The organism is Bombilactobacillus apium (genome assembly GCF_013385145.1).
Taxonomy (GTDB): Bacteria; Bacillota; Bacilli; order Lactobacillales; family Lactobacillaceae; genus Bombilactobacillus; species Bombilactobacillus apium.
The window spans coordinates 1-21,113 of record NZ_JABZEC010000001.1 but is presented as its reverse complement, the minus strand read 5'-3'; the positions used below and the strand labels follow the sequence as shown (position 1 = coordinate 21,113).

Sequence of the window (21,113 nt, the reverse complement as noted above, 5' to 3'; positions counted from 1 at the left end):
ATGACAACAAAAATCAGTATTATTGTACCCTGTTTCAATGAGGAAGAATCAGCTCCCCTGTTTTATCAGGCTATTGCGGAAACTTTTCAGAAATTACCTAATTATCAACCGGATATTTTGTTTATTAACGACGGCTCAACAGACAATACTTTAAACAAACTACGTGAATTACAAGCGGATCCGACTATTGAAAGCCACTACTTATCATTTTCCCGCCAATTTGGGAAAGAAGCTGGGGTCTATGCTGGACTAAAAAATGTCGATGGAGAATTAGTAACGATTATGGATGCTGATCTCCAAGATCCACCGGCGATGCTCATCGAAATGATTAATCTTTTAGAAACTACTGATTACGATTGTATCGGCACGATGCGCTCTGATCGCAGTGGTGAGCCGCCCGTTCGTTCCTTTTTTTCCAATCTTTTTTATCGAATCATTAATCAAATTTCCCAAACCAAGATTGTTCCTGGAGCTCGAGACTTTCGCTTGATGCGGCGCGGCATGGTCGATGCTATTTTAGAAATGAGCGAATATAATCGTTTCTCCAAAGGAATTTTTTCTTGGGTTGGTTTTAAGACCAAATACCTTCCCTACCAAAATGTTGAGCGAGTTGCGGGTAGTTCAAGTTGGAGCTTCTGGAGTTTGTTTAAATATTCCCTGGAGGGGATTACCGACTTCTCAACCGTTCCCTTGATTATCGCCGGCTGGTTAGGCTTAATTGTCATGGCCATTGCCTTCGTTTCTCTGATCTTCATCTTTTTCCAAACTATTTTTGTAGGCAATCCAACCAAGGGTTGGGCTTCAACAATCTCTTTAATTCTCTTCTTAGGCGGCTTACAACTTTTCTTTCTAGGAGTTATCGGAAACTATATTGGAAAGATCTTCATGGAAGTTAAACATCGTCCCCTTTATATTATTAAAGAAAAAAAATAATTTCATTAAATAGTTAGGCTTTCCCAAATTTTGGGAAAGCTTTTTTAGTGGTAATAGTTAAGTAGCCTTTTAATAACCTCATCAAATTTACAAGTCAAAAAAACTCCAAGATGAAAAATCCATCTTGGAGTTCTTTGAATCAAATTTACAAACGTTGATTCAACTCGTGGCCTAATTCTTCATAACCCGGACGCCCTAATAAAGCAAACATATTCTGTTTGTAAGCTTCTACTCCTGGTTGATTAAAGGGATTAATTCCATTCAAGTAACCGGAAATTGCAATTGCAATTTCAAAGAAGTAAATCGTATAGCCTAAAGTATAAGCATCTTGCTTTGGTAAATGGACACTCATCACTGGAACACCGCCATCAGTATGCGCCAAAACGACACCTTCGTAGGCTTTCTTATTTACATAGTCCATACTCTTGCCTTCGAGATACTGTAAACCATCAAGATTATCAGCCGTTCGCGGAATCTCTAAGTCGTAACGTGGTTGGTCGATTATCAAAACAGTTTCCATTAGATTCCGCCGACCTTCTTGAATATATTGACCTAAAGAATGCAAATCTGTCGAAAAGTTAGCTGATGCTGGGAAAATTCCCTTTTGATCCTTACCTTCAGATTCACCTGCTAACTGCTTCCACCATTCACCAAAATATTGTAAGTTAGGTTCATAGTTTTCTAACAGTTCAGTTGTATAACCCTTACGGTATAAAATATTTCGCAAAGCAGCATATTGGTAAGCTTCATTTTGCTCTAAATCGCTATCTTGATAGTCACTTCGAGCAGCAGCAGCCCCCGCCATTAACTGATCTAAGTCAATCCCCGCTACGGCAATCGGCAACAACCCAACAGCGGATAAGACAGAGAAGCGACCACCAAGATCATCAGGAACAACGAATTCAGCATAGTCTTCAGCATCGGCCTCACTCTTTAAAGCGCCCTTAGCTCGATCGGTTGTCGCATAAATTCGCCCTTTAGCAGCTTCTTCCCCGTATTTCTCAATTAATTTAGCCTTTAAAATTCGGAAAGCAATCGATGGTTCGGTGGTTGTACCAGACTTTGAAATTACGTTAATACTAAAATCTCGATCACCAATCACTGCCAATAGATCAGCTAAATAATTAGGGCTGATTGAATTGCCACAGAAATAAACTTCGGGAACATCCCGTTCATTTTTTACATTGTAAAAAGTACTACTCAAAAAGTCGATTGCTGCTCGAGCACCTAAGTAAGAGCCACCAATCCCGATTCCAATAAAAACTTCGGAATCATTTTGAATCTTTTGCGCCGCAGTTTTAATGCGCGCAAATTCAGTCTGATCATAATTTTGTGGTAAATCTAAAAAGCCGCGAAAATCATGGCCAGCACCAGTTCCTGCCCGTAATTCTTGATCACAAGCAGTTACTAGAGCCTGCATTTCTGCCAATTCATTCTCATGAACAAAAGGCTTCAACTTAGAAGTATCAAATTTAATATGAGTCATTTTCTCCTCCTTGAGATTAACTTCGGATACCTTTAATTTTAAACTACTTCCTGCAAAAATGTTAGTCTAGATTACCGCTTCCAGCGCCAGTGATATAAGCCGTAGCCAAGAATCGTTCCTAGAGTATTAAAAATCACATCATCAATATCACTAACTCCGGTAAATAGGATAAACTGTAAACTTTCGATCAAAATTGAAAGCCCACAACCGCTTAACAAAACCCAATAACCGGGAAGTGAACGGGATCGTAAACGCGGATACAAATAACCCCAGGGAATAAACCACAAAATATTGCCAAAAAGATTATAGACAAAATCCAAGTGTGATCTTCCGGCAGTTAATTTCCAAGTCTCTACGAAGGGATGCCAATTAATGGCCCTCCAATCTCGATTCCAGTAGAAATGTAACTGCCAAGGAAAATAACTCTGGCGAAAAACGGTTAAAAAAAATAATAATAATAAGTAAATGACTAAGCACCATAATCTTAGTTCCCAAGGCCAAGAATGTTTATGAGGATGATAATGTCGCCAACAGCAGCGACAGACTAGAAAAATCAAAAAATAAAAAATTGCTTTATCCAAGCTCTCAAGGGTCAATTTAATTAGCGGAAAATGATTGATTTTTCCCGCCCAATTCCAGTATAACTGGCGGTATATCTCATTTAAAAAAATCATAAATTCACCTCAGGCAATATTTTATCGTGGTAAAATGGTAAAATTAAAGTAAATTCAAGTCTCTGATTCAGGAGTGAAATTAACAATATGTGTAAGTTTAGAAATTTTCTGGCCCAACGATTAGGCTGGATCAGCTTCTTAGTGCTGCTGATTTGGATTAAAACCGTTATCGCTTATTATTGTGATTTTAATATGGGTGCCGCCGACCCTATGCAACATTTTTTACTAATTTTAAATCCAGTTTTTTCAACTTTATTTTTATTAAGCTTGGCTTTATATTTTAAAAATCCCCGTCTAACCTATTGGCTAGCCGCTGGTTTATACCTTATTGAAAGCTTACTTCTCTACAGTAATGTTTTATACTATCGCGAGTTCAATGACTTTATTAGTATGAATACAATTATCAATGTTAGTAAAGTTTCCAAGGGCTTGGGTAGCAGTGCGATTGCCATGGCTCAACCCCATGACTTTCTCTATGGAATAGATCTGATTTTCATTATCATTTTAGCACTCAGTAAACAAATTAAAGCTGACACGCGGTCCCGTTCTCTTCTCCAAGCAGCAATCATCACTAGTTTAGCCTGCTTAGGGATGACCGCCAACTTATTCTTAGCCGAACTTAACCGACCTCAACTATTAGTTCGAACCTTTGACCGCACCTATATCGTCAAGTATCTTGGTTTAAATAACTTTTTAGCCTACGATAGTTTCAAAACTGCCCAAAGTAATACTTTGCGTTCTAGTGCACAAGGAACAAATATGGATCCTGTTTTAAATTTTGTTCAAAAACACTATGCCGCTCCTAATCCTAAATACTTTGGCAAAGCTCAAGGTAAAAATATTATCATCATTCATCTCGAAAGCTTTCAACAATTCTTAATCGGTAGCAAAATCAAAAATCAAGAGGTGACACCTTTTCTTAATAGCCTCTATCATGATAATAATACCTTAGCTTTTGAAAACTTTTTTCATGAAGTCGGCCAAGGTAAAACTAGTGATGCCGAAACGATGCTCGAAACTAGTTTGTTTGGCTTACCAGAAGGCTCTTTTTTCACGAGTTTAGGTTCAAACAATACTTTTCAAGCAGCACCAGCTATTTTAGCACAAAAACAAGCTTATACGAGCGCGGTTTTTCACGGTAATATTGGTTCTTTTTGGAGTCGGGATACGGTTTACAAAAATATGGGTTACAACTACTTCTTCGATCAAAAAGCTTACCAACAAACACCGGACAGTAATACCTATTGGGGAAGTAAAGATAAATTATTATTTGCGGAAAGTATTAAGTATTTAGAGCAATTACAACAACCTTTCTATACCAAATTTTTGACGGTCACCAACCACAATCCTTATGAATTATCGGCTAGTGATGTCGGTGATTTTCAAAAGCCGGACACTCCCAACAACATGGTTAATAACTACTTTGCTACAGCTCATTATTTAGACGAAGCTGTCCATGAATTCTTTAATTATCTCAAAGACTCTGGCCTCTACGATAATTCAGTCGTCATTTTATACGGTGATCACTTTGGACTTAACGAAGGTGACGAGAAGGATCTTGCTCCTTTGCTAGGCCAAGATCCTAATAATTGGACTGCCTTCAACCATACAAGTTTACAACGTGTCCCCTTCATGATTCACATGCCGAAGTTAAAAGGCGGCATTCAAAAACAATATGGGGGTGAAATTGATGTCTTGCCGACGTTAATGCATCTCGTAGGAATTGATACCAAACCTTACATTTACATGGGAACTGATCTCTTATCTCCTAGCCATGACCAAAATGTCGTCTTTCGCAATCGCTCCTTTATCACCCCACAGTACACGGTCTTAAATAGTAATGGTCATTTTAATATTTATCAAAATAGTACCGGAACTCTCATTGATCAGCCCACAGCGCAAATAAAACAAAAAATTAACCGGATTGCGCGCGTAAAAAATCAACAACTAGATCTCTCCGATAAAATCAATAAAACTAATTTGCTCCGCTTCTATACTCCTCCAGAGTTTCGACCAGTTAACCCTGCTGATTACAATTACCAAAACCAATTTCAAAAGCTTCTCAAAATTCGCGATCAATTGGGTAAAAACTCGACTAGTCTGTATTCACGCAATAATAATAAATCTTCAACCGATTTATATAAGACAACTGCTCCCGAATTATTAACAAATTCTGATCCGATTTATGAAATTCCCGGAAGTAGTAATAATAAATAGCACCTAAATAAAAATAGCCCTAGAAAATTGTATTGTGTAGTGACCTCCACAAGTTAGATTTTTTATCTAAGCTTGAGAAAGCCGCACAAAATTTTTCCTGGGCTTTTTTGTTGATTATTAAACTTTTTCGAACTCCCAAAATTCATTCACTAATAGTCACTGAATTAAACAAAGCTCAATTATCGAGGAGAACTTTGTCTTTTTTGAATAACTGCAGCATCATAAAAGGTTAATTTAAAAGTCGTTCCCTGATGAAAATGGCTGGTAACGGCAATTTCATCATGGTGTTGTTCCATCAATTGATGAACAATCGCTAAGCCTAAACCTGACTCACTATATTTAGTGCTTTTCCGTGAGGGGTCAGCCTTGTAATAACGAACCCAAATATTTTGCAGTTGGGCTGGCGTCATCCCAATGCCATTATCTTTAATTGTAATCACCGTGGCGGCTTCTTTGGGCAAACGTTGACCATCAATCAAAATTTTTCCTTGATGAGTAAATTGAATTGCATTCTGGACAATATTAAAGATGATTTGAATAAACCGATCATAATCAGCATAGACCGGTAATTTAGGAGGAAGTTGTAATTGCAATTGATTTTTTGCTTCTTTCGCACTAGCCTGAAGTTGAGAAACAACATTGCTTAAAGGTTGCACCGCATCAAATTCCGTCTGATTCAGGGGCAATTGATTGGTTCGAATTTTCTCATAGTCCAAGTTATCATTAACCAAGCGAATTAAACGCTTAGTCTCATCGCGCATTAAATCAATACTATGGGCTCTTAGATTTTTGGGAATTGCATCATAGGCCAACCCTTCCAACAAACCATTAATCGTGGTTAAGGGGGTACGCATCTCATGGGAAGCATTCATCATAAATTCTTTATTTTGTCGTTCTTGACGTTGAATTTCTTCATTAGAGAGCTGGAGAGAATGGGCCATTTCATTAAAATCAGCCGCTAAATCACTGATTTCATCATTCCCAGTCTGTTGGACCTCAACTTTAAAGTTGCCATGCTTAATTTGCTTTGTAGCCTTTTGCAGGCGCTCAATTTTACGGACCTGAAAGTTAGCTAAGAACCAACTCATCACAATCGCAATAATCGCCGAAATTAAAAAAGTAATCAATAATTTCCGCCGCACGTTTTGCATACTAGTGTTGATCGAAACACAAGGCATTCCTAGATAAATAATCGCCTTCAGTTGTTGATCCCGATTGAACCACGGCTTCACAACATAAGTTGTCGGATCTTGGGTCTTTAAACCCTGAGGGCGATTTTTTTGACCATTACGGGAATAGATAACTTCTCCGTCTTGAAGACGCTTCAAAATTTTAGGTGAAAAAGCCGGTCGTTGATCCTTGTCTCCTCGGGGTTGCGGGTAGAGGCGATAACCATCTGGATCAAAAAGATCAATGGCAATGCGATCATTCGCCAAAGTCTGCTGTAATAGATCCAAGCTTTCAGCTGTAATATTTTTGATATTTCCCGTTGCCGGATCAATTTTCAAGGCCTGCTTTTGTAAGTTATCAGAATAGCCTTCTAGTTCGGTCAAGGTGTGCCGATAAGCTAGATCTTCCGTGTAATGATAGATTGCTACTGCTGTAACTGCCAAACAAGTGGTCACAACTAAGAGGAAACAAAGCATATATTGATAAATTAACTTCATACACGATCAAGATCCGAATCGTCAAATTTGTAGCCCACTCCCCAAACGGTTTGAATAATCTGAGGTCCTACTTGTTCCACCTTTTGACGTAGTTTTTTAATATGGGCATCAACAGTTCGTTCATCCCCAAAATAATCATATCCCCAAACTTGTTGCAATAGTTGTTCCCGAGAAAAAACTTGCTTGGGTTTCTTAGCTAAGGTCTTCAACAATTCGAATTCTTTAGGCGTCAAATCGGGAATTTCTTTGTCAAATAAATAAGCTGCCCGGGTCGAACTACTAAGCTTAAAATTCGTTGTTTGCACATCAAATTTTTCGGAAGTAGTTTGCGGCTGACTTTCAATTTCATTGCCTGTTCCCAGAATTTCACTGCGCCGATACAGGGCTTTAATCCGGGCAACCAAAGTAATTGGACTGAAGGGCTTAGTCACATATTCATCGGCATATTCTAGCCCCAAAACTTGATCACTTTCTGAATCCCGGGCTGTCAAAATAATAATCGGCACTGATTGGGTTAAATTACGGATCTCTTTGGCTACCTCCAGACCATCTTTTCCCGGTAAATTTAAATCCAAAGTTACGATATCCCAAGATTGAGGATTGGGGGTAAACATTTCCAAAGCTTGAGTTCCATCGTAAGCAAAACTAACATCCCAATCCTCTTTTTCAAAAAACATGGCCATCATTTCCGAAACGGATTTATTATCTTCAATCATTAATAATTTCATGCTTTATCCTCAGCTAATTTTTCAACATTTAACATCATCTTGTTACTTACTATTCATTATAATCAAGTCTAACGAGAACACCAACTAAGCTACTCCATCTCGGCCTTGAATTAGGTTATAATAATTTTTAAAAGTTTATTAATTAAAGGAGTCGCTTATGAATCAACGTCGCATTTACCTAGCTTGTTCTTGGTTTTCTCCAGAAGAAGTCGAATTTCTCCAACAAGGACAACAGGCTTTACGCCAAAACACCAGTATTGATTGGGATAATTCCTTTCGCCCTCTAGAACACCAATTTCAAGATTTAGATGTTCAAAAACATCCTGAAGCTTTCGCCGATCCTCTCTGGCAAATGGGGACTTTTCAAAATGATCTTTTAGGAATTAATGCCGCCGATCTAGTCTGTGGACTTTTTCTTCCCCAAAAGCCAGATTCGGGGATGGCCTTTGAATTTGGCTATGCCTATGCCAGTCATAAACCAATCATCGCCGTAATTCCAGACACCAGTACCGAGCCGATCAACCTCATGTTGGTTCCCAGTGTTACCCGCTACATCCGCATCTCTGAATTAGCCAATTTTGACTTTAATCACCTAGATTTTGCGCTACATGCAGTTTCTGTTTATTAACTAACAATTTCTTAAAATCAAACCTGAACAACCGAATGAAAAAACAAAATTTTTCACCCGGTTGTTTTTATTAATTAAATTCTTTATTTTTTTAAATAGCTGCAGTAATTCAGGCCTTAAACCAAATTAAAACCGCTAAAACAATTAAACTACTAGCAATCAGCAAATTATTCCAGTACAAGCTTTGATTCCAGCGATAAAAATTGGTCTTGGCCTGCCCTTGTCGTTTTTGCCATTGACGTCGACTATGATAAATCTGATAACTTCCACCTATAACTAGGGCGAGAGCCACTAATCGAGGAATCATCAACTTCTCTCCTTCTTGCTCTGATTTTACAACCGCAATGTAGTTTATAATGATAATTAGTTTATTTCAACCAAAATCTTATAATCAGATTAACAATTTAATAAAAAAACTCAACAAATATTTACAAGTGCAACTCAACTGGCTATACTATAATAGGCATTAGTTGTTCAATTAATCACAAAGGAGAGATTATCATGCAGCTCAGTTCAATTTTATGGAAAACCTTCACTGACAGTAACATCATTAGCTCCATTTCTTCAACTCTTTTTATTATTTTACTAGGTTTCTTCCTCCGGAAGCGGGGAATTTTTGATGGTAAATTTGGAAAAATGATGACCAAAATCGTGCTTTCCGTTTCTTTACCAGCTTTAGCCTTTAATTCCTTTATGGCTCCGATTAATCAAGAAACCATGCACCATGGACTAGCAATTTTAGTCTTCGGAATCATTATTTACATTATTTTAATTTTTGTTACTAAATTGTTTTACTTATCTTATGATGCCGATAAACGATCAGTTTTAAGTATTTTAACCACCTTTGGTTCCACTACTTTCTTTGGAATTCCAATTGTCGCTGCTTTGTACGGTCCCAAAGGAACAATGTATGCTTCCATTTTTAATATTGGCTATCGAATTTTTCTCTATTCTTATGCCTATATTGCCATGAGTGGTCTGCAGATGACCAAGAAAAATATCAAACAAATGTTGCTTAATCCTGTGGTAATTGCAACTTTTGTGGGCTTAATTTTATGGCTAATTCAACCCTTGATGCCCACGATTAGCGGTATCGACCCGACAACTAAACAAGCCGTGAACGTGGCTTTCTTCCGGATTGATGTCACTGCACCATGGATCTTTAAGCCGCTATCTTACCTAGCCAGTCTTTCTTCACCGTTAGCTTGGTTAGCCATCGGTTCAACTCTGGGCGAAGTGAGCTTCAAAGCTGCTGCTAAGAACAAGACCTCATGGTACTACACTGCCATGAAGACCATCGTGGTTCCGGCCATTAATTTACTACTTTTAATCATCCTTACTGTAACTAAGATTATGCCTTTAAGTCAGATCGCTGTAGCAACAATCATTATCATGATGGCTACCCCAACAGCCGCTGTAGCGGCATCTTATGCGATTGGCTTTGATCGCGAAGCCGTTTTAACTTCCAATGCTTCTTTTATTTCAACCATTGGCGCGGTCATTATGGTTCCGATTTGGATTGTAATTTTGGCGATAATCGCTGGTACCGGAATCTTTGCTTAAAAAATTAAAAAAAGAGGACTCATCATGAATTTTAAAATAGCCGCCTATGGCGTACGTGAAAACGAAGTTGAATATTTTCAAAAATTAAACCAATATCACTATCAATTGAAATTAATCCCTGAGCTGCTAACTACAGAAAATCTGGCGACAGCTCAAGGGATGGATGCGGTTTTATTAAGAGCTAACTGTACCGCGAATGCCAAAAATCTGGCTCAGCTCAAAGATTGGGGTATTAAATATATTTTCACGCGAACTGTGGGTTTCAATCACATTGACTTAGAAGCCGCCCAAGCTAATGGACAAATTGTGGCCCGAGTTCCGAGCTATTCCCCTCATGCTGTTGCAGATCTTGCTTTCAGCTTAGGCCTAACTTTACAACGGCACCTAAGTTTGGCCGCCTTTAATAGTCACCAACAAAACTTTCAAGTTTTGACTGAAGAATTTAGTCGTGAGATTCACGACTTAACGGTCGGAATTGTCGGTACTGGACGGATTGGAGTTACAGAAGCGCAGAACTATCGGGCTTTAGGAGCTCGAGTTTTAGGTTACGATGTTTTTCAATCTCCCCAAGCTCAAAAAATAGTTGAATTTGTCGACCAAGATCAACTTTTCCAGACAGCGGATATTGTTTCGCTGCACGTCCCTTATTTCCCGGGAAAAAATGACCGCTTCGTCAATCAAGAGCTAGTCCAGAAAATGAAACCTGGAGCTATCTTGATCAATACCGCTCGGGCAGAAATCGTTGATACTTCGGCCGTCGCCACAGCTCTTGAAAACGGACATCTAGGTGGCTTTGCGACTGATGTTTTAGACAACGAAAAACAATATTTGGGCAAAGAAGTAGCTACAATTCCTGATCCAACTCTTAAACGCCTCTTGGCTTTATATCCTCGAGTTCTCATCACGCCACATATTGGTTCTTACACCGAAGAAGCTTTAACTGATATGATTCAAATTAGTTACGATAACTTCCACCAAGTTTTAACAACGGGTACTTGCCCGAACTTAGTTCAAGCTGACTAAATCATTTAAGGACAAAAAAGAGACCCCTGAAAAATCCAAATTTTTCAGGGGTCTCTTTTTACTTTTGGATTTTTAAAATCTTTTACTCTTACTTCAAAGATGGCAAGAAGCAAAAGATCACTAAACCGATCAGAAATAGGACACTTAAAGATGCAGCCCCCACCGTAGAATGTCCCGTTATTTGGGTAATTGTTCCTACTAAGATCGGTCCCATAATTGCGGAGAACTTGCCTAAAATATTATAGAAACCGAAAAATTCACTGCCATTATCTTTGGGAATAATTTGCGCAAAGTAGGAACGACTCAAAGCCTGAATTCCTCCCTGACTAGTCCCGACCAACAAAGCCAAAATCCAAAAATCAGTTGCCGTGCGCAGTCTTAAGATATATAAACAAATTCCCAAATAAATCACAATTCCCAGTAAAATCGCCTTTCGCGTCGACCAATATTGGGCTAACCAACCATAGACTAAGGAGAAAGGGAAGGCCACAACCTGGACGGCCAACAAGACCAACATTAAGGTAGTCATCGAAATTCCTAAATCCATCCCAATAGAAGTCGCCATCGTAAAAATAGTATCCACACCATCGATATAAAAAAAGTAGGCAATTAAAAACCAAACGATCGTTCGATAGTTACCAACTTGCTTAACAGTCATCCATACTCGCCGCAAGCTGGAACGAAAAGGATGTTTAACAGCCGTTAAAGCATATTTTTGCTGGCCCCATTTATAAAACGGTAAGTAAAAAATCAGCCACCAAATTGCCGCTAAGATAAAACTTCCCCGAGCTGTCACGGAGTTATTTAATCCGCTCTCTCCAGGAATTAATAAAGCTGTAAGGAAAATCAGGAAAGACAAAACTCCGCCCAAATAACCAAAACCGTAACCAGCAGCAGAAACACGATCCATCTCTTGATTAACTGCAACATCGGGGAGAAAGCTATCATAAAACAAATTACTACCCGAATATCCAATAATTGAAATAATATAAACAACTAATAATTCCCACCAATCTTGGGCTGGAGCCAAACTTAAAGCTAAAGTTGCTCCAATACCGATTAGCGAGAAAAAATTCAAAAGATGTTTTTTGGTTCCCGGATAGTCGGCTATCGCTCCTAAAAAAGGAGCTATTATTGCGATTAAAAGAGTACCCAAACTATTAGCGTACCCCCAATAGGCAGTCGCATTTACCGCAGTCACCCCTTGATCTTGAGCAATTGTTTTAAAGTAAAGGGGTAAAACAGCGGTGGTGACAATAATTCCATAACCAGAATTAGCCCAATCATTAAAAATCCAACTCCATTGTTGCTTATTAAACCGCATCTATTTCCCCTTAAAAATTTCATCTAAACAACGGCCCGGCAAAGGATTAGGAAATTTCAATTCCAACAGCCGGGCAAAAGTTGGAGCTTCATCAATTAGCCGCGCCTGAGCCAAGCGAGTTTGAGTCTTAATATCTGGACCATTAAAAAGTAAAGTAGTCTGATAATCAGGTTTATCAGGGTCATAACCATGTACTCCACGATAACGATCTGCTTGTCCTAAACTTTCTGGATCAACCACTTCAACAATTTCCGGCCGTTGACTTTGGTCAGTAAAATAATATCCCGCTTGCGCTTCAACCATCAGGCTACATTGATCATCGGCTCCTCTTTGGGAAGCCGCAGTTTGCGTAATTACCCTTTCCACGCCCTCTATTTGCTGAACTAAATCTCGCAAACGATCTAGATCTGAAAAGTTACGCGTATAAATATAACTTGCGCCATCACAAGTCTTAGCTAAAACTCGCCAATCCGGCGCAATACTTTGATCTGGACGGGCTGCTAACCAACCTTGTTGCGCAAAGAGAGTATTCAAATGAATCATCTTTTGGACATCAATTTGATAATGGTCCCCTAAAATCACAAAATTATTTGTCGCAAAGGTTCCGGCCTGCTTAGTTGCCGCAATTAATTGTCCTACGCGCTGATCGAGCCTTTTTAAAGCCGCCAGAGCTTGGGGAGAGCGGACTCCATAGCGATGACGCATACTATCTAAATCTACTAAATGAATCAAAGCCAAATCAGGCTGTTTATGTAATAAAGTATCTGCTGCACAAGCAGTGATGAAGTCATCTAACTGAGGTTGTTGGATTCCTTGCCGTAAATGTCCATACTTGTGATTCATTTCCCATAAAAAGAATGGCGAACTAGCCTTTAAAGAAACTAAGACCTGATTTGTCCAAATTCGATTGGGAAAAATCTCCGCAATATTGTAGTTAATCTTACTAGCAGCAGTCACCGGCCATAAAAAAGCAGCCGTTGTTAACCCCTGCTGATGCGCCAAATCATACAAGGTCGGAACTTTAATCTCCTTTTGATACCAATACCAATCAGGTGATAAACGCTGGGGCTGTAGCTTGGTATTATTAATGATTCCGTGTTCCCGCGGATATTGTCCCGTAATAATTGTCGTGTGTGAAGGATAAGTCAGAGTAGGATAAATCCCCGTAACTGCCTGGACCCAAGATCCCCCTGAAATTAAAGCCGACAAGACTGGAAGTTCGGCTTGATGATCATTTAAGTCCCGAAAGCCCAGGGCATCCAAGGAAATAATCACTAAACGTCTCGCTGCCGCCATCTTCACCATCACCTTATAAAGTTTAATTTCTAATAAGAATTGTATCATAAATTATAACTATTCTTTTAGCCAATAGTTAGTTAAGGGCTTGATCTTTTTGGCTATCAAAAAAGAGACCTCAACGGTTTGCGTTGAAGTCTCTTTTAATTGATGGAGATGAGGAGAATCGAACTCCTGTCCATCAGTACTGCCACACCAGTATCTACATCCATAGTCACACTATTTAATTTTCATTGCCAAGTGCGCCGTGTCACGAGGCTAATCTTAACAACTAACCTGAGTGTCTCTTTTCTTAACTAGAGGTGGGAGCTAAGAACGTAGCCCAATTATTTGAGACCCGCATTAACCCTTGGGCTTAGTTAAACGGATCACGTTTAGACTGTTATTAAGCAGCTAAAGCGTAAGAATTGTTATTATTTTTTGCAGTTATAATTTAACTGTAACGTTTTAACGTAGACGTAACCTACGAGATGCAACCAGTGCTCAACTACCAATGTCGAATCCAGAACATCCCCGTTAAGCAAGAATATTGTAGCATAATTAAATCTTAATTTCAAATTAATCTAACTATGCTATACTAGCTTTAAAATTTATGTTTAAGGAGGAAAACGCATGGAGGCAATTGCTAAAATTCAAGCTTACTTACAAGAATACGATCAACAAGCAATTTTAATCAGTCATGAAGCAAATTGTACTTATTTTCTCGATGATTCTGATTTTGAGGGTTTTCTCATTATTACTTTAGACCAACAATATATTTATACCGACGGTCGTTTTATTACTTCTTTACAAGAATTAGAAGATACCTGGACTCTAATTGACCGCAAAAATCAAGCCTTACCTAATTGGCTCCAAAAACACCAGCTAACTCAGATTCTGATTGAACCCGACTTTTTGACAGCTCGCACTTATCAAGCTCTTCAAGAACAAAATTTAAAATTAACTGATTCTCACTATTTAGTCGAAAAAATCCGGATGCAAAAAACGGCTTCTGAAGTTGCCAAAGTACAACAAGCAGCCCAAATCGCTGATCAAGTTTTCGAACATATTCTGCCCTTCATTAAGCCCGGAATCCGGGAAACAGATCTTGCCGCCGAAATGGAGTTTTGGGGTAAGAAATTAGGAGCCAGCGGGGTTTCTTTTCCCACTATCGTGGCTTCAGGAACTCGTTCAGCTATGCCCCATGGTAGTGCGACTTCCAAAAAAATTGCGGCGCATGAATTAGTTGTCCTTGATTTCGGTTTTATTTATGAAGGCTATGATTCAGACATCACTCGGACTGTCGCAGTAGGCAGTGTCTCGCCCCAACTAGCGGAGATTTATCAAATTGTGCGCAATTGTCAGATGAAAGTCGCTGCCCAGCTTCATCTGGGTCAATCACTAGCTGAAATTGATATCCTCGCGCATCAGCTAGTTGATCAAGCTGGTTACGGTCTTGAATTTATGCACGGTACTGGTCATGGCGTTGGCCGTGAGTGTCATGAATATCCTACTATTAATGCCCAAACTTCAGAATTACTAAAACCAAACTTTACCTTCACCCTAGAACCGGGAATTTATCTTCCAGATCTTGGTGGAGTTCGGATCGAAGATGACTTATATCTTGATGAACAAGGACAAGTCAATTGGTTAACCCAAAGTTCCAAAGAATTTCAAATTTTATAGTTTAACGAAATCGCCAGCTACTGAAAAAGCGTAGGAAAATAAAATTTTTCCCACGCTTTTTAACTATCCTAATTATCGATCAGACTTGCTTTCAATAAACAGCCTGTTTTTTAGCGGCTAAGTTTAAAGATACTTTAACTAATCGTCATAGGAATTTGTTGTGCTGCCATAATTAAATTACCCAAGGTTGCTGAACCATTCCCCGCCACCTGCGGCAATTGTAAATAATCATCCAAAGCTGGCAGAGTCAAATAGCCATTCAATAATTTTTTAAATTGTTGACGGATCTTTTGTAAGAATTCCAGCCCCATTACTCCACCACCTAAGATAATTCGATTAGGACGTAAGATTAAAGTTGTTTGTAGTAAAGCTTGGGCTACATAATAAGACATAATTTCCCAAACTGGATCATTTAAAGCTACTTCAGTCCCTGGTTTTCCTGTCCGAGCCAGAAAAGTTGGCCCAGAAGCTAAGCCTTCTAAACAATCATGGTGATAGGGACAAATTCCCGAAAAATCTAAATCATTAGGGTGACGTTTTACCAAAACATGCCCCATTTCCGGATGACCCGCACTTCCTAATAATTGACCGTTAATAACGGCTCCACCGCCAACCCCAGTTCCAATCGTGTAATAAACGAGGGACGATAACTGTTCTCCCGTGGCCAAAGCTTGTTGATATTCGCCGTAAGCTGATCCATTAACATCAGTTGTCCATGCAATTGGAACCGCTAAAGCCTGCTTCAAAGGTCCAACAAAGTCGGTGTTTTGCCAAGCCAATTTCGGAGTGTTGGTAATATATCCATAATTTTTTTGCTGCGGATCAATTTCTAAAGGACCAAAGGAAGCGATTCCCAAAGCTTGTAATTTAAATCGTTGAAAATAAGCAACAGTTTGCTCCAAAGTTTCTTGTGGTGTCGTTGTGGGAATTACAATCTGATCTTGAACCGTGCCATGTTCATTTCCCACTGCACAGACAAATTTAGTTCCCCCAGCTTCAATACTTCCTACTAACATATCCTAGAATTCCTTTCTTGCCTAGCTAATTATCTTCTGCGGTTGCTACTGCACTAACTTTCTCGGCTTGAGTTAAAGCTAATAAATTCTGACCATGTTCAATTTTTTGAATTTCAATCCGTGCAACACTAGCATACTTATCGGTATTTGTAACCACAACCATTACCGTTGGATCGTAACCGGCCTTTTTAATTGCCGCAAGATCAAAGGTTCCCAAAAGTTCGCCTACTTGAACATGTTGACCTGGCTGAACTTGCGTTGTGAAATATTTTCCATTGAGCTTTACGGTATCAATTCCCAAATGAATTAAAACTTCTGTTCCGTCATCAGCTAAAAGGCCGTAAGCATGCTTAGTTGGATAAGCCACCGTAATTGTTCCCGTAACCGGTGCATAAACCTTTTCTTCTTGGGGAATAATGGCTGCTCCCTTACCCATCATTTCACTGGCAAAAACTTGATCAGTTACTTGCTTTAAACTTTCTACTTTCCCAGTTACTGGTGCACTAATAGTTCCATCAACTACTTTGTTGCTAGTCGGCTGTTGAGCTGGAGAATCTACTTCTTGTCCTAAAACTCGATGACCGTAGAGGAAAGTTCCGAAGAAAGCGACCACCATACTTGCCAATAAAGCTAGAAAGAAAGGAAAATAATATTTGACCGGAAGCGAAATGAAACCAATAACTCCGGCAGAACCAAGAGCTGTTGACCGAACCCCAAAAAGACCAACAAAGAAACAGCCTACAGCACTGCCTAACATCCCCATAAAGAAAGGAAAGCGTTTCTTCAAGTTAACCCCAAAGATAGCTGGTTCAGTAATTCCTAAAAGAGCTGAAATTCCGGCTGAAGAAGACAGACCCTTTTCTTTAGCGTCACGACTCAAGAAAAAGATTGCTAAACAAGCGGCTGCTTGACCAACGTTAGCCATGGAAGCGATTGGGAAGAAAAAATCACCGCCAGTTTTAGCTACATTTGCTAACAATTGGGTTTCTATTGCGGGAAAGCTTTGATGTAAACCGGTAATAACTACCGGCGAATAAACTAAACCAAAAATTGTTGAACCAATAAAACCAGATTTATCATACAGGAAGACAATGCCATCAGTCAGACCATTTCCCACAATCCGCAAAACTGGACCGACAAAGGCAAAGGTCAAAAAAGCTACTAAAATAATGCTTAACATGGGCGTAAAAGTAAAGTCCAAGGTGGCGGGCATTCTTTTATGCAACCACTTTTCAACTTTCGCCAAAATGAAGGCCACTGCTAAAACTGGGAGAACCTGCCCTTGATAACCTGCTTGAGCAACATGCCACCCAAAAATATTCCAATAGTGCATTGATCCATTGGCTAAAGCCGCGGAGACCCCATAACCATTCACAAGCACTGGCATCACCATAATCATTCCCATAGTGGCACCTAAGTAAGCGTTCCCCCCAAAACGCCGAGTAGCAGAAAATCCTAAAAGAACAGGTAAGAAAGTAAAAGGTGCAGAAGCAAAAGTATTAACCATCTCCGCAATCCCTTTAATTCCCGGATACATAGTGACTAAGGCTTGCGGTCCAAATAAATCTTTCGAAGTTAAAACGTTATTTAAAGCCATTAATAACCCCCCAGCTACTAAAGCCGGGATTAGAGGAATAAAGATATCCGATAAGACTTTGACCAAGGCCATGACCGGATTGGGCTTTTGATCGGCAGCCGCAATTTCTTTTAAATCATCTGGTGTTGCTTCTTTTAAACCCGTCATGGCAATTAGATGAGCATAAACTTTATCAACATCTCCAGGACCAATAATAATTTGGTATTGACCATTAACCCGAAAAGTCCCCTTCACCGCTGGATTATTATCTAAAGCTTGTTGATTAATTTTGGACTCATCTCTAATTACTAAGCGTAAACGTGTCGCACAGTGAGCGGCGGCAATAATATTATCCTTTCCAACTTGACTCAAAATGCTTTGAGCTGCCTGTTTATGATCCATCAGGATTCCTCCAGTATGCTTTATTGTTATTTTTGATAGCTCTCACAAAAATAATTGTAATCGTTTCCTGATAAATTGTCAAACGTTTATCAAATTATAGAAAAAAAGCGTATTCTATGCTAAGATATCAACAAGAATCGTTAATCAAATGGAGGCTTCCTATAATGAAAACTTGGACTAGCAAAGAACGTTATGCCCCTTATGCCAGTTACAGCCCGGCTGAACTAGAGTGTTTGCAAAAAAGACAGGCCGGATCAATTTGGCACCTCAATTACCATATTCAACCGCAATCGGGTTTACTGAATGATCCCAATGGTTTTGCCTATTTTAATCAACGGTGGTATCTCGCTTATCAAAACTTTCCTTTTGGTGCGGTTCATGGTTTAAAATCTTGGCATTACTTATCCTCACCAGATTTAGTTCACTGGCGAGAAGAAGATCTCTTTTTAGAACCGCAAAGTCCTTATAGCACCCACGGTGTCTATTCCGGATCAGCTTTACCAATTGATGATCAACTTTTTTTGATGTACACCGGCAATGTTCGGACTCCCGACGGCGGTCGAATAAGTACTCAAGTGGGAAATTGGTTGGATCAAGATCAGCATTTAGGCACCCAAGAAATTCCGCTAATTAAACAGCCTGCTGGATATACAGCCAATTTTAGAGATCCCCAGATTCTCTTCGTTGATGGACAATACTATGCTTTAATTGGCGCTCAGACCCAATCCCAAAAAGGAGCCATTCTCTTATATCAGGCTGCTAAACCCACTGGTCCTTGGAATTTAATCGGCCCCTTAGACTTAGGTGAAGATCTCGGCTTCATGATTGAATGTCCTAATTTAGCTTTCGTTGATGGACAAGTAGCGCTGATTTTTTGTCCCCAAGGTTTAGATCGCACCCAAGTTCCCTATGCTAATATTTATCCCAATATGTATCTGCTGGCAGACGGAATTGACTGGCAGCAGGCCAAATTAATTAACCCCTGTCCGCTCCAAAATTTCGACGAAGGTTTTGATTGTTATGCCACCCAAGTCGTCAATGGTCCTCATAAAGAAAGCTATGCCATTAGCTGGTTAAGTCTCCCGGAAATAGTTTATCCGACTGATCAAGAAGATTGGCAGGGTTGCTTAAGTTTAGTCAAGCAATTACACCTTCAAAACGGAAAATTAATCCAAGTTCCAGTAACTATTCCGACAAGTTCCGAAAAATTTGACCCATTACATGATAAACTAAGATTCAATGAAGTTTTAACCTTTGATTTAAAAACCTTACCTACAGGAACAATCACCCTAGGCAATTCGACGGAACAATTAAGCTTCCAATTTCAAGCAGATCAAAAAACGCTAACCATTGATCGTCAGCAAGCCGGTCAAGCAATTATCTCCGATTATGGTGATACTCGAACCATAGCTTTAGATTCGGGAGCCCATCAACTCAAATTATGGTTAGATGCCTCCAGTTTTGAACTTTTCCTTGATGGTGGACAAAAGGTGGTTTCAGGACGTTTCTTCCCCACCACTAATGATTGGCGCATTCAGACTCAACTTAATATTTCCGTAAAAATTACTGGTCAACGACTTCAAAAAATTTTCTAAGGAGGCCATTTCATGGCCAAACTAGCCGATGTTGCCGCCCTAGCCGGGGTTTCGGTCACAACCGTTTCTCGAGTGATTAATAATTATGGTTCATTATCTGAGAAAACCAAGCAAAAAGTCTTTACTGCGATGCAAGAACTAAATTATCAGCCTAATAGTTTGGCCCGCTCTCTTCAAGGCAAAAAGACCCAACTTATCGGTCTTATTTTTCCCGGAGTCAGTAATCCCTTCTTTGGCGAACTAGTCCAAACTCTGGAAAGTCAGTTATTTCAAAAAGGTTATCGGGTGATGCTCTGCAATTCCCTTGGTGATGCCCAAAAAGAACGTTCTTACGTTCGAATGCTCTTAGCTAATCAAGTCGATGGGATTATTGCTGGGGCGCACAATTTAACTATTCCCGAGTATCAAGAAATTAAAGCTCCTTTGATTTCCTTTGATCGCGATTTGGGAGAAACAATTCCCATTGTCAGTTCTGATAATTATACCGGAGCCCGTTTAGCAACCGGAGCTTTGTTAGAGACTGGTGCCCAAGATATCTGGCTCTTGACGGGAGCTAACGATCCAGGAAATCCCACCAATGAACGTTTACGCGGCTATCAAACTGTACTCGCGGAAAATCATTTGGCACCCACAATAGTTGAGTTACCCTTTGCCATGGCAGCAGAAGTTAAATGGACGACGATTCAACAAAAATTAAGCCAGCATGTCCCCGAGGGAATCTTTGCTACCGATGATATGACCGCGATTATGACCATACAAATTGCTCATAGTTTAGGAATCAAAATTCCTGAACAATTACGCGTTATTGGCTACGACGGCACGGCCTTAATTCGGAACTACTATCCCGATCTAGCCACTATTGTCCAACCAATTACGGCGATCAGTGCACTCCTAATTGAACTTCTCCTTAAAAGAATCCAAGATCCACAGATCCAATTAGAAGACCGTTATGTTTTACCGGTTAAGCGTTATGCTGCTAAGTCACTTTTGGGCAACTAGTACCATCCTGAGGCTAACTGGCCTTTCTAATCAGAAGATCTTGTTGCCAATAGCCGTTAGTTAATTAAAAAAATTAAGCCTTATCAGCTTGAGTTCGATCTGCAAGCAAGATGAGGCTATTTTTGTTCAAAAAATTTAATTATCAGTTTTTCCTTCGGGCAGATTACAAGTTTAATCCGAACAGGCTCTAAAAACTTCCGTAATTTACGGTTGAAGTATTCATTGCTGCCACGTTCCCACGGTGAATAAGGATGGCAGAAGTAAAACTAAGCATCATATTCTGTCTCTAGGCCCTAATATCCAGAGAACCTCTTTACCTTG

At 39.6% G+C, this 21,113-nt stretch carries 17 protein-coding genes and 1 other RNA gene; 8 read left to right on the top strand and 10 right to left on the bottom strand.

The window, feature by feature from the left end:
- Complete coding sequence (locus HU830_RS00090; protein ID WP_176941784.1) at positions 1 to 933, top strand: glycosyltransferase family 2 protein; 933 nt, start codon at positions 1 to 3, stop codon at positions 931 to 933.
- A 145-nt stretch (positions 934 to 1,078) separates the two neighbouring features.
- Here HU830_RS00090 and HU830_RS00085 read toward each other — a convergent pair whose 3' ends face one another.
- Together HU830_RS00085 and HU830_RS00080 are read right to left on the bottom strand one after the other, a co-directional pair.
- Positions 1,079 to 2,419 carry a glucose-6-phosphate isomerase gene (locus HU830_RS00085; RefSeq protein ID WP_176941783.1) on the bottom strand — a complete coding sequence of 447 codons (1,341 nt, stop codon included), beginning with the start codon at positions 2,417 to 2,419 and terminating at the stop codon, positions 1,079 to 1,081.
- A 71-nt stretch (positions 2,420 to 2,490) separates the two neighbouring features.
- Positions 2,491 to 3,093: a VanZ family protein gene (locus HU830_RS00080; RefSeq protein ID WP_176941782.1), complete on the bottom strand. Its 603-nt coding sequence runs from the start codon at positions 3,091 to 3,093 to the stop codon at positions 2,491 to 2,493.
- Between the two features lie 87 nt (positions 3,094 to 3,180).
- On the opposite strand from HU830_RS00080, the gene HU830_RS00075 reads away from it, so the two are divergent.
- The gene (locus HU830_RS00075) at positions 3,181 to 5,310 is read left to right on the top strand and encodes an LTA synthase family protein (RefSeq protein WP_176941781.1); all 2,130 of its coding nucleotides are present in this window, start codon (positions 3,181 to 3,183) and stop codon (positions 5,308 to 5,310) included.
- A 179-nt stretch (positions 5,311 to 5,489) separates the two neighbouring features.
- On the opposite strand, the gene HU830_RS00070 is transcribed toward HU830_RS00075, so the two are convergent.
- Positions 5,490 to 6,977, bottom strand: a complete 1,488-nt coding sequence (locus HU830_RS00070; protein ID WP_176941780.1) for a sensor histidine kinase — start codon at positions 6,975 to 6,977, stop codon at positions 5,490 to 5,492.
- Entirely contained in the window at positions 6,974 to 7,705 is a 732-nt protein-coding gene (locus tag HU830_RS00065) for a response regulator transcription factor (RefSeq protein ID WP_176941779.1), read from the bottom strand. The genes HU830_RS00070 and HU830_RS00065 overlap by 4 nt, the downstream gene beginning before the upstream one ends.
- A 157-nt stretch (positions 7,706 to 7,862) precedes the next feature.
- Here HU830_RS00065 and HU830_RS00060 point away from each other — a divergent pair, with 157 nt between their 5' ends.
- Positions 7,863 to 8,333 carry a nucleoside 2-deoxyribosyltransferase gene (locus tag HU830_RS00060; RefSeq protein ID WP_176941778.1) on the top strand — a complete coding sequence of 157 codons (471 nt, stop codon included), beginning with the start codon at positions 7,863 to 7,865 and terminating at the stop codon, positions 8,331 to 8,333.
- 109 nt (positions 8,334 to 8,442) lie between these two features.
- Here HU830_RS00060 and HU830_RS00055 read toward each other — a convergent pair whose 3' ends face one another.
- Positions 8,443 to 8,640, bottom strand: a complete 198-nt coding sequence (locus HU830_RS00055) for a hypothetical protein (RefSeq protein ID WP_176941777.1) — start codon at positions 8,638 to 8,640, stop codon at positions 8,443 to 8,445.
- Between the two features lie 194 nt (positions 8,641 to 8,834).
- On the opposite strand from HU830_RS00055, the gene HU830_RS00050 reads away from it, so the two are divergent.
- On the top strand, positions 8,835 to 9,896 hold the full coding sequence (locus tag HU830_RS00050) for an AEC family transporter (protein WP_176941776.1): 1,062 nt from the start codon (positions 8,835 to 8,837) through the stop codon (positions 9,894 to 9,896).
- A 24-nt stretch (positions 9,897 to 9,920) separates the two neighbouring features.
- Positions 9,921 to 10,919: an NAD(P)-dependent oxidoreductase gene (locus HU830_RS00045; protein WP_176941775.1), complete on the top strand. Its 999-nt coding sequence runs from the start codon at positions 9,921 to 9,923 to the stop codon at positions 10,917 to 10,919.
- Positions 10,920 to 11,007: 88 nt separating this feature from the next.
- Here the strand turns inward: HU830_RS00045 and HU830_RS00040 are convergent, their stop codons facing one another.
- The 3 genes from HU830_RS00040 to ssrA all read right to left on the bottom strand — a co-directional run bounded on the left by HU830_RS00040 (position 11,008) and on the right by ssrA (position 14,054).
- Positions 11,008 to 12,243: an MFS transporter gene (locus tag HU830_RS00040; RefSeq protein ID WP_176941774.1), complete on the bottom strand. Its 1,236-nt coding sequence runs from the start codon at positions 12,241 to 12,243 to the stop codon at positions 11,008 to 11,010.
- Entirely contained in the window at positions 12,244 to 13,539 is a 1,296-nt protein-coding gene (locus HU830_RS00035) for an alkaline phosphatase family protein (protein ID WP_176941773.1), read from the bottom strand. It lies immediately after the preceding gene.
- Between the two features lie 148 nt (positions 13,540 to 13,687).
- Positions 13,688 to 14,054, bottom strand: a transfer-messenger RNA (tmRNA) gene (gene ssrA, locus HU830_RS00030).
- Positions 14,055 to 14,151: 97 nt separating this feature from the next.
- On the opposite strand from ssrA, the gene HU830_RS00025 reads away from it, so the two are divergent.
- Positions 14,152 to 15,204, top strand: coding sequence for a M24 family metallopeptidase (locus tag HU830_RS00025; protein WP_176941772.1), 1,053 nt, complete (start codon positions 14,152 to 14,154; stop codon positions 15,202 to 15,204).
- A gap of 134 nt (positions 15,205 to 15,338) precedes the next feature.
- Here HU830_RS00025 and HU830_RS00020 read toward each other — a convergent pair whose 3' ends face one another.
- Complete coding sequence (locus HU830_RS00020; protein ID WP_176941771.1) at positions 15,339 to 16,220, bottom strand: ROK family protein; 882 nt, start codon at positions 16,218 to 16,220, stop codon at positions 15,339 to 15,341.
- A 25-nt stretch (positions 16,221 to 16,245) separates the two neighbouring features.
- A complete protein-coding gene (locus tag HU830_RS00015) occupies positions 16,246 to 18,198 on the bottom strand; it encodes a sucrose-specific PTS transporter subunit IIBC (protein ID WP_176941770.1) in 1,953 nt (650 codons plus the stop codon).
- Positions 18,199 to 18,362: 164 nt separating this feature from the next.
- On the opposite strand from HU830_RS00015, the gene HU830_RS00010 reads away from it, so the two are divergent.
- Together HU830_RS00010 and HU830_RS00005 are read left to right on the top strand one after the other, a co-directional pair.
- The gene (locus HU830_RS00010; protein WP_176941769.1) at positions 18,363 to 19,793 is read left to right on the top strand and encodes a sucrose-6-phosphate hydrolase; all 1,431 of its coding nucleotides are present in this window, start codon (positions 18,363 to 18,365) and stop codon (positions 19,791 to 19,793) included.
- 12 nt (positions 19,794 to 19,805) lie between these two features.
- Positions 19,806 to 20,792: a LacI family DNA-binding transcriptional regulator gene (locus HU830_RS00005; protein WP_176941768.1), complete on the top strand. Its 987-nt coding sequence runs from the start codon at positions 19,806 to 19,808 to the stop codon at positions 20,790 to 20,792.
- Positions 20,793 to 21,113: the final 321 nt, after the last annotated feature.